Origin of the sequence: Tolumonas auensis DSM 9187 (genome assembly GCF_000023065.1) — a bacterium.
Classification (GTDB): Bacteria; Pseudomonadota; Gammaproteobacteria; order Enterobacterales; family Aeromonadaceae; genus Tolumonas; species Tolumonas auensis.
Genome location: NC_012691.1, coordinates 285,627 through 298,631, shown reverse-complemented (window position 1 = coordinate 298,631; position 13,005 = coordinate 285,627). Strand labels below are relative to the sequence as shown.

General features: G+C 53.1%; 10 protein-coding genes. 4 read left to right on the top strand and 6 right to left on the bottom strand.

Going from position 1 to position 13,005, the window contains the following annotated elements:
• Nucleotides 1–16: 16 nt before the first annotated feature.
• From rep to TOLA_RS01390, 3 genes are all read left to right on the top strand, one after another.
• Nucleotides 17–2,047: a DNA helicase Rep gene (rep, locus tag TOLA_RS01400; protein WP_012728494.1), complete on the top strand. Its 2,031-nt coding sequence runs from the start codon at nt 17–19 to the stop codon at nt 2,045–2,047.
• A gap of 4 nt (nt 2,048–2,051) precedes the next feature.
• A complete protein-coding gene (locus tag TOLA_RS01395; protein ID WP_012728493.1) occupies nt 2,052–2,354 on the top strand; it encodes a hypothetical protein in 303 nt (100 codons plus the stop codon).
• Nucleotides 2,355–2,462: 108 nt separating this feature from the next.
• Nucleotides 2,463–2,792: a DUF496 family protein gene (locus TOLA_RS01390; RefSeq protein WP_012728492.1), complete on the top strand. Its 330-nt coding sequence runs from the start codon at nt 2,463–2,465 to the stop codon at nt 2,790–2,792.
• 43 nt (nt 2,793–2,835) lie between these two features.
• Here TOLA_RS01390 and pmbA read toward each other — a convergent pair whose 3' ends face one another.
• On the bottom strand, nt 2,836–4,179 hold the full coding sequence (gene pmbA / locus TOLA_RS01385; protein ID WP_012728491.1) for a metalloprotease PmbA: 1,344 nt from the start codon (nt 4,177–4,179) through the stop codon (nt 2,836–2,838).
• Between the two features lie 85 nt (nt 4,180–4,264).
• On the opposite strand from pmbA, the gene yjgA reads away from it, so the two are divergent.
• Nucleotides 4,265–4,789 (top strand): ribosome biogenesis factor YjgA, encoded by a 525-nt coding sequence (gene yjgA / locus TOLA_RS01380; protein WP_012728490.1) that lies wholly within the window; start codon nt 4,265–4,267, stop codon nt 4,787–4,789.
• A gap of 53 nt (nt 4,790–4,842) precedes the next feature.
• Here the strand turns inward: yjgA and tldD are convergent, their stop codons facing one another.
• From tldD to TOLA_RS01355, 5 genes are read right to left on the bottom strand one after another with little or no spacing between them, the layout of a single operon-like run.
• Complete coding sequence (gene tldD, locus TOLA_RS01375) at nt 4,843–6,288, bottom strand: metalloprotease TldD (protein ID WP_012728489.1); 1,446 nt, start codon at nt 6,286–6,288, stop codon at nt 4,843–4,845.
• 4 nt (nt 6,289–6,292) lie between these two features.
• Entirely contained in the window at nt 6,293–7,114 is an 822-nt protein-coding gene (locus TOLA_RS01370; protein WP_012728488.1) for a carbon-nitrogen hydrolase family protein, read from the bottom strand.
• Nucleotides 7,114–10,932 (bottom strand): YhdP family protein, encoded by a 3,819-nt coding sequence (locus TOLA_RS01365; RefSeq protein ID WP_041609440.1) that lies wholly within the window; start codon nt 10,930–10,932, stop codon nt 7,114–7,116. Before TOLA_RS01365 ends, TOLA_RS01370 begins: the two co-directional genes overlap by 1 nt.
• Nucleotides 10,933–12,402 (bottom strand): ribonuclease G, encoded by a 1,470-nt coding sequence (gene rng, locus TOLA_RS01360; RefSeq protein WP_012728486.1) that lies wholly within the window; start codon nt 12,400–12,402, stop codon nt 10,933–10,935.
• Between the two features lie 23 nt (nt 12,403–12,425).
• Nucleotides 12,426–13,004 carry a Maf family protein gene (locus TOLA_RS01355; protein ID WP_012728485.1) on the bottom strand — a complete coding sequence of 193 codons (579 nt, stop codon included), beginning with the start codon at nt 13,002–13,004 and terminating at the stop codon, nt 12,426–12,428.
• Between the last annotated feature and the right edge of the window lies 1 nt (nt 13,005).

Sequence of the window (13,005 nt, the reverse complement as noted above, 5' to 3'; positions counted from 1 at the left end):
CTGATGGTGACAAGGCATGAAACTCAATCCCCGACAACTGGATGCTATGCACTATGTATCCGGCCCTTGCCTGGTACTGGCCGGTGCCGGTAGCGGAAAAACCCGTGTTATTACCGCTAAAATTGCTTACCTGATCCGCGAATGCAGCTATCAGGCACGTCACATCTTTGCCGTCACATTTACCAATAAAGCAGCGAGAGAGATGAAAGAGCGTGTTGCACAGACACTGGGGCGCCGGGAAGCCCGCGGTCTGACCGTCTCGACATTTCACTCACTCGGGCTGGATCTGATCCGTCGTGAACATCAGCATTTACAGTTGAAAGCAAACTTCTCCCTGTTTGATGACACCGATCAGATGAGCCTAATCAAGGAGCTGACTGAGGCTGACCCTGAATTGCAGGGTAACAAAGAATTGTTACAGCAATTAGTTCAGACCATCTCCCGGTATAAAAATGATCTTATTTTGCCGGCACAGGCGTTAAAGCGGGCTCATACCCCGGAAGAACAGCGCTTTGCGATTTGGTATGAGCGTTATCAGAAACAAATGAGCGCGTATAACGCACTGGATTTTGATGATTTGATCCTGTTACCGACGCTGTTGTTAAAAACCAATGCTGAAGTGCGGGAGCAATGGCAGAACCGTATCCGTTATCTGTTAGTGGATGAATATCAGGACACCAACACCAGCCAGTATGAATTAGTGAAGCTGTTAGTCGGTGAACGCGCCCGGTTTACCGTGGTGGGTGATGACGATCAGTCGATTTATTCCTGGCGCGGTGCCCAGCCACAGAATCTGGTCCGTTTGCAGCAGGATTTCCCTCGACTGAACGTGATCAAACTGGAGCAGAATTACCGCTCCAAGGGCCGCATTCTGAAATGTGCCAACATTCTGATTGCCAATAACCCGCATGTGTTTGACAAGCAGCTGTTCTCAGAGCTGGATTACGGTATGCCGGTCCGGGTGCTGATGGCCAAAAACGAAGAACATGAAGCCGAAAAAGTGGCGGCGGAAATCATGGGGCACCGTTTCATGAACCGTACCAGCTGGAAAGATTACGCGATTCTGTATCGCGGTAATCACCAGTCCCGGCTGCTGGAAAAGGTGCTGATGCAAAACCGCATCCCCTACAAAATCAGCGGCGGGACCTCGTTCTTCTCGCGCACTGAAATCAAAGACATCATGGCGTATCTGCGCCTGCTGGTGAATCCGGATGATGACAACGCTTTTCTGCGGGTTGTTAATCTGCCACGGCGCGAAATTGGTCCGACGACGCTGGAAAAACTTGGTCACTATGCCAATCAGCGCGGTAAAAGCCTGTATGCTGCCAGCTTTGAGATCGGGCTGGAGCAACATCTGCATGGCCGGGGATTACAGGCCCTGCGTCACTTCTGTGACTGGCTGTGCCGCATGAGCGATAACGCGGCGCGCGGTAACAGTGAAGAGGTGGTGCGCGATCTGATCAAAGATATCCACTACGACGAATGGCTGTATGAAACGTCACCCAGCCCGAAAGCGGCCGAGATGCGGATGCAGAACGTCTCCACGCTGTATCGCTGGCTGACCGATATGCTGGCCGGGGATGTGCAGCAGGATGCCGCGCCATTAAACCTGAGTGAAGCCGTCGCCCGCTTTACGCTGCGCGATATGCTGGAGCGCAATGAAGGCGACGAAGCGCTGGATCAGGTGCAACTGATGACACTGCACGCGTCCAAAGGGCTGGAGTTTCCGTACGTCTTTATGATCGGCATGGAAGAGGGATTGCTCCCGCATCAGGCCAGTATCGATGAAGATAACATTGATGAAGAACGCCGTCTGGCTTACGTCGGCATCACCCGGGCGCAGACAGAGCTTTGCTTTGTTCTGTGCAAAGAACGCCGTCAGTTTGGTGATACCGTAAATCCGGAGCCCAGCCGTTTTCTGCTGGAACTGCCGCAGGACGATCTGCAATGGGAAGCCCGCAAAGAGCCGGCCAGCGCCGAACAGCGTCAGCAAAAAGCCAAAACCGGGATTGCCAATTTACGAGCCATGCTGAAAGAAAAAGGATAACGCCATGTCTTCTGCCCGCTGGAAAATCCAGCTGAGCCCGAAAATCCGCCTGAGCTCACTGGTGCTCGGTATCGTACCCGTGATTATTGTGCTTGGCTGGCTGGGGATCTGGATGCCGCAGTCATTGCGCTTACTGATGCTGTCACTGTTTGATCAGCTTGGAACACTGATCTACTACCCGCTGGCAGCACTGGCACTGGCCGCCGGCTTTTTCCTTGCCGCATTATGGCGGCGCGAATTTAACTGGCAATATTTGCTGGAAGGCACACTGTCTGTATGGATGTTGCTGAATTGGCCGATATACTAAAGCGGGATCTGGCTCTTACGCCATAAACATGGCAGGATGAGAACAAACCACAGCAAACAGACAGTGGTCAGAGAGAAGAATCAACAAGCTGATATGGTGGATAACACAATGCAAAGTAATGAAATGAATAACATTCTGGAATTCGTACGTGTCGCGCGTCTGAAAAACAAACTGACCCGCGAAATCGAAGACAACGCCCGCAAAATCCGTGACAACCAGAAACGTGTTGCACTGCTGGCTAACCTGACCGAATACCTGAAACCAGGCATGAGCTACGAAGATATTCTGGAAATCATCCACAACATGAAAGGCGATTATGAAGATCGCGTGGATGACCTGACTATCGTCGGTGCAGAACTGTCTAAACAACGCCGTGAAGCCAGCAAACAGCTGCGTAACTTCCCGCGTACCTTCCGCAAAGAAGGCAGCGCAGAGTAATCTGCCAATAACAGACGGCCTCTCAGCCGTCTGTTATTCCTTATCAATTCCCCGCAATTTTCATCCGTTCAAGCAGCACGGAACCACTCTGCAGACTGCAGCGCGGATCAATATCATTACCGACTGCCACGATCTGGCGGAACATCTCTTTCAGATTCCCCGCAATGGTGATCTCTTCCACCGGATACACGATCTGGCCATTTTCGACCCAGAAGCCGGTCGCACCACGGGAATAATCGCCGGTAACAATATTGACGCCCTGCCCCATCAGTTCACTGACGACGAGACCCGTCCCCATCTGTTGCAACAAAGCGTCCAGCGTTTGCCCCTGACCTTCAACAAACCAGTTATGAATACCACCGGCATGACCGGTAGATTGCATCCCTAATTTCCGGGCGGAATACGCGGTCAGCAGATAGGTTTGCAGAACACCGCTCTGGATAATGGCGCGATCCTGCGTACGCACACCTTCCCCGTCAAACGGTGAACTGGCCAGTCCTTTCGGCAGATGCGCAAATTCATTGATGTGCAACCAGTCCGGAAACAGTTGCTGACCGAGACTATCCAGCAGGAAAGTGGATTTACGGTACAGGTTACCACCGCTGATCGCCGACACCAGATGACCAAACAGACTGTTCGCCGCTTCCGGCAGGAACAGGACCGGCACTTCGGTCGTCGCGATTTTGCGGCCGCCAAGGTGTGAAACCGTACGGCTGACCGCATCTTCAGCAATTCGCTCCGGCGTCCAGAGATCACTCAGTTCGCGCGCCGTGCTGTAGCTGTAGTCGCGCTGCATATCGCCATCCTGCTCACCGATCAGCACACAGCTCAGTGAATGCCGGCTGGCCGCATAACCTTTGACGAAACCATGGGTGTTGCCATAAACCTTAATGCCATGATGACTGGAGAAACTGCCACTGTCTGACTGTTTGATGCGTTTATCCAGCGACAGCGCATGCAGTTCACAGCGGCGAGCCAGTTCAATGCCATATTCCGGCTCCAGCGCCACGGGATACAGCAGATCCAGCTCCGGCGCATCCCAGGCCATCAGCTCACGATCCGCCAGACCAGCACAGGAATCAACGGCGGTATAACGGGAGATCTCCAGCGCCGCTTCAATGCAGCGACGGATCGCTCCAATGCTCAGATCGGCTGTGGAGGAGGAACCCTTGCGGCCATCGCGGTAAATAGCGATACCGAGTGCTCCATCCTTGTTAAATTCAATGTTCTCTACTTCGCCGCCACGGGTATTCACTGAGATCCCGGTCTGTTTGCTGATAGAGATCTCCGCAGTATCGGCTCCCAGCTCCTGCGCGATATGCAGCGCATCTGTCACCACCTGCTCGAGTTTGTGCTGTTCCTGTAAAATCTGTTCCTGAGAATTCATGTCTGCCTGGTCCTGCTGCATTTTTTCACAGGCTATCACAGATACCTGTTACCATATAAGGGAGGAATTAAGGAAGAGTGACACCATGAATCATCAGAAAAACACCCAAGACGATTGGGATGACGATTACGTCAGTAAAAGTGGACAGAAACGCGAAGCGGCCGCGCTGCAAAAACTGGGCGAAGAGCTGGTCAACTTGAAGCCTGCCGAACTGGAACGAGTGCCACTGGATGAAGATCTGATTGCTGCTATCGCCATGGGGCATAAGCTGAAAGGCAAACATGAAGCGTTACGCCGTCATTTGCAATATGTCGGCAAAATGATGCGTAACCGCGATACCACTGAAATTAAAAACGTGCTGGATCAAATCCACAGCCGGAATAACAGCACCAACGCACGTTTACATAAACTGGAACAATGGCGTGACCGTTTGTTAAGTAACGGCGATGATGCGATCAATGCCGTGATCGGTGAATGTCATACGCTGGAACGCCAAAAACTGCGTCAGTTGATCAGCCGGGCGAAAAAGGAAGCAGCCGCAAATCAACCACCTGCAGCATTCCGTGAACTGTTCAAATATCTGCGTGAACATATGGACGAACAGCTGTAGTTAGCACAGCTTAGAGAGAATGGCGTGGTATTCCACGCCATTTTTTTATCCGTTTATTGCGTACCGCCAACCGTCAGTTCGTCCAGTTTTAGCGTAGGTTGCCCAACACCAACGGGCACACTCTGACCATCCTTACCGCACACGCCGACGCCTTTATCCAGCGCCAGATCGTTACCCACCATCGACACCTGCTGCATCGCTTCCGGACCGTTACCGATCAGGGTTGCACCTTTGATGGGTGCGGTGATCTTGCCGTTTTCGATCAGATAGGCTTCGGAGGCAGAGAACACAAACTTGCCGGAGGTGATATCCACCTGTCCGCCGCCAAAATTCGGGGCGTAGATACCTTTCTTCACCGATGCAATGATCTCTTGTGGATCATGTTCACCGGCCAGCATGTAGGTGTTGGTCATGCGCGGCATTGGTAATGCAGCGTAGGATTCCCGACGGCCATTACCAGTGGGGGCAACACCCATCAGACGGGCGTTCAGCTTATCCTGCATGTAACCTTTCAGAATGCCGTTTTCAATCAGCACATTGTATTGCGTTGGTGTTCCTTCATCATCGACGCTCAATGAACCACGGCGCCCTGCCAGCGTACCATCATCCACGATTGTGCAATGCTTCGAAGCCACTTGTTGACCGATCTTACCGCTGAAGGCAGAGGAGCCTTTACGGTTGAAATCGCCTTCCAGACCATGTCCTACTGCCTCATGCAGCAACACACCCGGCCAGCCGGCACCGAGAACCACCGGCATCATGCCGGCAGGCGCATCAATGGCTTCCAGATTGACCAGTGCCTGACGCACGGCCTCACGGACATAACCGCGGGCACGGCTTTCACCGTTTTCAACCTCAAAGAAATAATCATAACCACAGCGGCCACCACCACCGGAGCTGCCGCGTTCCCGACGGCCTTTACGTTCCGCCAGGACAGTAACACTGAGCCGCACCAGCGGACGAATATCGGCCACCAGAGTGCCATCCGTTGCCGCAATCAGTACTTCTTCATACACACCGGACAACGAGGCCATCACCTGGGTCACACAGGGATCCAGTGAACGGGCAAATTGATCCAGTTCTTCCAGTAAAGTGATCTTTTGCGGTTGGGGTAAACCAGGCAGCGGATCCAGCGCCAGATAACGCGCCGCTGGCTGAGTCGGTTGCCAGATTTTGACCTGCCCTTCACCACCGGCTGCCGCTACGCCGCGCGCCGCAACCACCGCCTGCTGTAAGGCATTCAGACTGAGCTCGTCAGAATAGGCAAAACCGGTCTTCTCACCGCTGATGGCACGCACACCGACGCCTTGTTCGATGTTATAGCTGCCATCTTTCACAATACCGTCTTCCAGGATCCAGGACTCATGAACACCGCTCTGGAAATAGAAATCACCGAACTCAATCTGATGACTCATCAACTGGCGCAGCTGTTGCGCCAGAATGTCCTGATCCAGACCGTTCGCGGCCAATAATCGTTCACTGACTTGCGGTAACAACATTAAATTACTCTCTCCAGGCCGGTGTCAGTCTGGCATGCAGCTGTACCGGCATTGATTTGCGGATTTGTTCGGTTTTTTGTGGATCCAGTGTCGCCACGATCAGTCCCGGCTGTGAACCTTGTTGTGCCAGTACCTCGCCCCAGGGGTCGATGATCACGGAGTGACCTCGGGTTTCACGGTTACCACCATGGCTGCCACATTGATTAGCTGCGACCACATAACATTGATTTTCTATGGCCCGCGCCTGTAAGAGCGGCAGCCAATGTGCCTGACCGGTCACTTTCGTGAATGCGGCAGGCACCAGTAATACATCCGCGCCACGCTGACGCAGCAGACGATACAATTCCGGAAAGCGGACGTCATAACAGATACTTAAACCGAGACCACCAAACGGAGATGCCACCACGCAGCTATCATGCCCCGCCACAAAAGAATCAGATTCACGATAACGCCCACGGGCATCATCCACATCCACATCAAACAGATGCAGTTTGTGATAAAAACCGGTCAGCTCACCTTGCGGATTAAACACCAGTGATGTGGTGTGCACCCGGTTTTGCTGCGGAATCAGCGTCGGCAACGAGCCGGCCACCAGCCACAGACCAAATTCCTTTGCCCATTCACTCAGCTGACGCTGCACCGGGCCTGAACCCACAGGTTCAGCCAGCTGTTGATAATCCTGCGGCGCGCCCATACAGGCAAAATTTTCCGGCAGCAAGACCAGACAAGGGCGTTCTACCGGCAAACGCTGCAATAGCGAGGCGATCTGTGCACGGTTCGATAGCCAGTCCGCCTGAGCGTTGATCTGTAGTGCGACCAGCTGCATTACTTGCTCTCCTTTGCCTTTGGCGCGGATAATTTAACTTTCTCTTGTTTACGGCCCAGCTCGGTGATTACCGGTTTGGCAATATCACCTTTGACGGAATAGCTTACCTGTGTGATGACATCAAACACCGGTTGTAAAATCGTGGTCGCCGCCAGCACCGCAATGCCGGTGATAGGCGTAATCGCAAACGCGGTCGCCACACCAAAACCGCCGGTTAATGTCGGCGAAAATGTCACCTGATAGTCGATCGTTTTCTGACCTAAATCGACCATACCATGCCCATTCAGTTCACCGGAATTACTTTCAAGTACTAAGTCATCATTACGCAGCACACCCCGTTCCAGTTTGCTGCTGAACGTGATTTTTTTGAAATAGAGACCATCGCCAAAAATATCGCGGAAATCAAAGCTGATACGACTGACAATCGCATTCAGCGAGAACAGGGATAACAAACGGTTGCCGCCGGTATTTTTCACTTCCCGCAGAATACCTTCACCGGTCTCCATTCTGATCTGGCCATCTAATGCTGACAAACGAGGCTGCACTAAAGCACCGGGCCAGGAAACATCAATATCCAGCTGACTCTTGGTACCGGTTAACCCGGGATCAAAACCAAAATGCCCCAGAAATACTTCGGTATTGTTACTGACAAATTTACCTTTCAGCGTACTGAGTGGCTGATAATTTTTTATTGACCAGCCCGCCTGCCCGTCAAAGTGTGAATTAGCCACCTGCCAGTGCAAGTCACGGATTTCACCACCCTGTTTTACCGGATAAAGGTGACCGCGGAACTGGCCAAGGGTATTGCCACCGTAACGGCAATCCTGACAACTGAACAATAAATCAGGCCAGCGCGCCAGCCATGCCCGTTGTGTAGCCAGACTCATCGGCTCCGCAGGTTTTGTGTCTACACCGCTATCCGCCCAGTACAAACGGGCCATATCGATCCGGATCGGTTTCTTTTTACTGGCCGGAAGATGGATCACCCCCTGCGCTTTACTGCTTTCCAGCCAGATCCTGCTGCCATCGCGATCCGGACTCATATTCAGGCGGATATCACGCCATAATTGATCCGCTACATGTAACTTATCCACCCGCACGTCAATAGCGCCCGCACTGGGGAACAGCTGGTTCACCGCATGTTGCCCATTAGCCGGCCAACGCTGCCACCAGTCCAGCCAGGCAGACCCATCAGCCTCACTCAGGATCGCGCTGACCGAGAACGGCAAACGGGGTCCGGCACTGCGCTCAATGATCTGATTATCCAGCCAGAAACGGCGGAACTGTTTCTTGTCTGGCGTCCAGTCAGCCTGCAACTGCCATTCATGATTCAGCGAACCATTGATTACACTGCTCCGCTGATTACCACTGATTTTTACCTGCAGCGGCCAGCTGCGCCCGGATGGTTTGTTGTAGGGTGCCGGCAAATCCAGTACCAGCGCTGTCAGCGGACTGGTTAGTTGTGCATCATAATAATAATGTCCACCCTTATAGAGATGCAGATCCAGAGCACCCTGCCAGTTTGCCTGCCCTTGCAGAGTCTGATGCGCCAGCTGCGGTAATGCCTTGTCGCGCTGACTATCCCACTCCCCCTGCAGACCCAGCTTAACCTGATATTCATTGGCTAGTTGTTCACCGGCATACTGCACGCGCAATGGCTGCCCCCATAAGGTGGCCTGTAATTTCTCTATCGCCGTTTTATTGTCATCGAAGCTCAGTTCACCCTGCAGCTGTTCCAGTGGTAAATCCAGACTCGGAAGATACAGACTGTTTCCCGCCAGTTTTACTTTGCCATTGACCTTAACCTGAGTGCCATCCATCGGAATATCCAGTTTCAGTTCACCGGTTAATGGCTTCTGAATACGCACTGCCTGCAGAGCACTGCCAACGGAATTCTGCAGCGGAGAGCGGTAGAGATAATCACTGACAGCTTCACCGGTACCGGCAATATCGGCATCAATGTACAGACGGGCACCGGGTGCCAGCTTCGGAAACCAGGCGTGCAAACGCGGAGAACTGGCATCACCCAGCAGGGCACGATCACCCTGCATATCCAGACGATCATTCTCAAACAGCAAATCCAGTGACATTTCACGTAACGGCAACCAGCCGGCACCAAACTGGAAGGTCGCATCGCGTAACGGCACCCATGCCTGGAAAATGCCGTTTTTCTCTTTGAAAGGAAAATCACGGAATGCGCCATGCCACAGGATGCGGGCATTTTCAGCATGTCCGCCCTGTAATGCGTTGGTCAGGTATTTGATCACCGGCTCGCCCATGGCACCGTGCGGAAAATAGTAATGCGCCTGACTGGCATCTTTCAGATCAACACCACTGTCCAGTGCCAGAAATAAGGGCTGTGTTCCTTCCTGACTCAGACGGAATTGCGTTGCGGTGGTGACAACGTCGGTTTTAAGTTGCACCTGGTCAGCGGTTAATGCCCAGCCATTGCTCAATTTCTGCCAGTTCAGATCGGCCGAAAATGTTTGCACCGGCCAGGGCTTTTCAAAATAGGGCTGCAGATCCCATGTCTGCGGTTTTAACTGCTGCAGCGTCAGCGCAACGCCCTGCGGTGACAGACGGAAAGAGGCATCTACATCGTGCAACCCGGGGATCATGCGCCAGCGCTGCCACTGCAATTGCTGCAACTGACCACTGAACAGCCAGCTGTCCTGTGCTTCATCGCGGGAAAAGCGTAATTCACTCAGCCGGCCTTGCGGCATCAGCGTCCGTAACGCCTCTGCCGCGGCAGATTCCACAGGCAGGAACATCCCCGTTAGCGGGGTCAACTCATCAAGCAATAACGGATCCATTTGTCCGGTGTATTGTTCAGCCTGTTTTTTCAGTTGCAGCTGCCAGGAACGCCAGGGTTGATGATTACTGTGTAATTGCAGCCCCTGACTGTATAACTGCCAGTCACCGGCATGACGTTGCCAGACGATTTCGCCACCCTGCAGTTCCAGACTGTGCTGCTGCTCGGCCTGTTGCCAGCCAAGACGGTTTAAGCCCAGTTGCAGCAATGCGCTCTGCCACTGACCGGGTTGCCGCTCCAGCCAGAGCTGAAACGCCAGTGAACCATGAATAGACTGCGCATTGGCAGTCAGCGGCGTTGGCAACAGCGCCCCCGGCTGTTTGCCGGCATGAGGCTCTGTGGCCAGATAGATATGCCCCTGCAACGCATCCTGACGCGCGGCACCCTGTAATTCAGCTTGCAGCAATAACGGCACCACCAGCGCCTGTTGCGCTACTGATATGCGGGAAAAAAGTTTGTGCTGATCGGCCCGGTTTTCGGCATAGAGTTGGTCGATATGAAATTCCGCCAGTAATTGTTGCTGGCGGACTAACCGGATCTGGCTGTTGGTAATATTGGCCTGCGCGACCTGTTCCAGTAACAGCGGCAACAAATCATTCAGACCGGGGCTGTCGGAGGAGGATGCTGCGGCTTTGGGTAACTGCAGCGTCAGCTGCAGTTGATCTGCCTGCAGCGTGGCCAGACAACCGTGCGTTTTCCAGAACTGCAGGAACGGATTACAGTGTAACTGCAGCTGCTTTGCACTGAGCTCAAACGGTACGGCACCTTGCTGCTGCAACGCCACATCACGCAATTCCAGCTGCAGGCCATAGTCCTGCCAGCGCCAGCCGATATGAGCCACTGATGCGGATGACATCGTATCCGGCAAGAACTGTTTTAACACCCAGTCACGATGCAGCTGTAAATCGGGCAGACCAAATCGCAGTGCGGTGACCAGCACTGCCAGCAGCATCAGAACAACTGAAAGAAAAACAGCGCCACCACGCACTATGCCACGCCAGTTCACTTACATCATCACCACGTCGTACTGTTCCTGATTGTATAAAGGTTCAGCCTGTACTTTGACCTGCTTGCTGATGAACACCTCAAGCTCAGCCAGACTGTGCGACTCTTCGCCGCGTAACGCTTCCGCTACGGCCGGTGAGGCATACACCACAAACTGATCCGCATCATACGCCCGGTTGACGCGCAGAATTTCACGCAGAATTTCATAGCAGACCGATTCCACCGTTTTCACCCGGCCGCGCCCTTTACATGCCGGGCATTCGGAGCAGAGTACATGCTCCAGACTTTCGCGGGTACGTTTACGGGTCATCTCGACCAGCCCGAGTTGGGAGAAGCCGTTCACACCGGTCTTCGCCCGATCTTTTGCCAGTGCTTGCTCCAGACTCTGCAAGACACGGCGACGGTGATCTTCACTCTGCATATCAATAAAATCGATGATGATAATGCCGCCGAGATTACGCAACCGCAGCTGACGGGCGATCGCCGCAGTGGCTTCAATATTGGTATTGAAAATAGTCTCTTCCAGATTACGGTGTCCCACAAACGCGCCGGTATTGATATCAATCGTGGTCATGGCTTCCGTCTGATCGATGATCAGATAACCACCCGATTTCAGTTCAACCTTACGTTCAAGTGCCCGCTGGATCTCGTTTTCGACATCATACAAATCAAAGATCGGTGACTCGCCGGAGTAATAATCCAGTTTCCCGATCATCTCCGGAACAAATTCTTCGGTGAAATGGCTGAGTTGCTCATACGTCTGGCGGGAATCAACCCGGATTTTATCCAGGTCATCGCCGACAAAATCACGCAGAATACGGAACGCCAGACTCCACTCCGCATACAGCACATGGCTGGTCGGATATTTCTGGCGACGCTCCAGCACCTTGCGCCACAAGCGTTTCAGGAAGATAGTGTCCTGCTCCAGCTCTTTTTCGCCAATGCCTTCGGCTGCGGTGCGAATGATAAAGCCACCCAGTTCATCCACATTCCGGCTGACAATCTCTTTCAGGCGTTCCCGTTCTTCTTCACTATCAATGCGCTGTGAAACACCCACATGGGCACTGCCCGGCATGAATACCAGGTAGCGGGACGGCAACGTGATATCCGTGGTCAGACGGGCACCTTTGGTACCCATGGGATCTTTCACCACCTGCACCATGATGTCCTGCCCCTGACGGACCAGTTCGGCAATATTCCCGGCCTGAAAGTGCTCTTTTTCTTTTACATCGACACATTCGGTATGCGGCACAATATCGGACGCGTGCAGGAAAGCGGCTTTATCCATTCCGATATCAACAAAGGCCGCCTGCATACCCGGTAACACCCGGCTGATTTTACCTTTGTAAATATTACCGACGATCCCGCGTTTAGCCTGACGCTCAATGTGTACTTCCTGCAACATACCATGATCCACCAGTGCGACCCGGGTCTCTGATGGTGTTACGTTAACCAGCAATTCGGTTGACATAGTTCAGCCTTAGTAATCTGAAGTCATGAGTGGCGACAATATTTTTGCAGTAACAGATCTGTTTCCAGTAACGGCAACCCCACTACCGCAGAATAACTTCCGCTGAGGTGACTGACGAATTTCCCGCCGATGCCCTGAATGCCATAAGCACCGGCTTTATCCGCCGGTTCTCCGGTTTGCCAGTAACGGCTGATCTCTTCCGGCGTTAATTTGCGGAACGTCACCTGTGAGTTGACCAGAACAACTTCACAGCCCTGTTCCGAAGAAAGCGCAACCGCCGTCATCACGGTATGGGTGTTACCAGACAGTAACTGCAATATACGTTGAGCATCGGCGAAATCCCGTGGCTTTTCCAGCACTTCTTGCTCAAACACCACAATAGTATCCGCGCCTAATACCGGTTTTTGCCCCCGGCAGGCTAACCAGCCGGCCTGCGATTTATCGCGGGCCAGACGTTGCACATAATCAGCAGGAGTTTCATCAGGTTGCTGTTGCTCTTCAACATCAACTGACAGAACAGTAAAGGGGTAATCCAGCAGCGCTAACAGTTCCCGGCGACGGGGAGAAGCGGATGCCAGATAAAGCGCAGCACTGGCCGACATA

What these genes read in the sequence shown, in the direction of transcription:
- rep (WP_012728494.1), top strand. Translation starts at nt 17, where the DNA reads ATGAAACTCAATCCCCGACAACTGGATGCTATGCACTATGTATCCGGC.
- TOLA_RS01395 (WP_012728493.1), top strand. Translation starts at nt 2,052, where the DNA reads ATGTCTTCTGCCCGCTGGAAAATCCAGCTGAGCCCGAAAATCCGCCTG.
- TOLA_RS01390 (WP_012728492.1), top strand. Translation starts at nt 2,463, where the DNA reads ATGCAAAGTAATGAAATGAATAACATTCTGGAATTCGTACGTGTCGCG.
- pmbA (WP_012728491.1), bottom strand. Translation starts at nt 4,179, where the DNA reads ATGAATTCTCAGGAACAGATTTTACAGGAACAGCACAAACTCGAGCAG.
- yjgA (WP_012728490.1), top strand. Translation starts at nt 4,265, where the DNA reads ATGAATCATCAGAAAAACACCCAAGACGATTGGGATGACGATTACGTC.
- tldD (WP_012728489.1), bottom strand. Translation starts at nt 6,288, where the DNA reads ATGTTGTTACCGCAAGTCAGTGAACGATTATTGGCCGCGAACGGTCTG.
- TOLA_RS01370 (WP_012728488.1), bottom strand. Translation starts at nt 7,114, where the DNA reads ATGCAGCTGGTCGCACTACAGATCAACGCTCAGGCGGACTGGCTATCG.
- rng (WP_012728486.1), bottom strand. Translation starts at nt 12,402, where the DNA reads ATGTCAACCGAATTGCTGGTTAACGTAACACCATCAGAGACCCGGGTC.
- TOLA_RS01355 (WP_012728485.1), bottom strand. Translation starts at nt 13,004, where the DNA reads ATGTCGGCCAGTGCTGCGCTTTATCTGGCATCCGCTTCTCCCCGTCGC.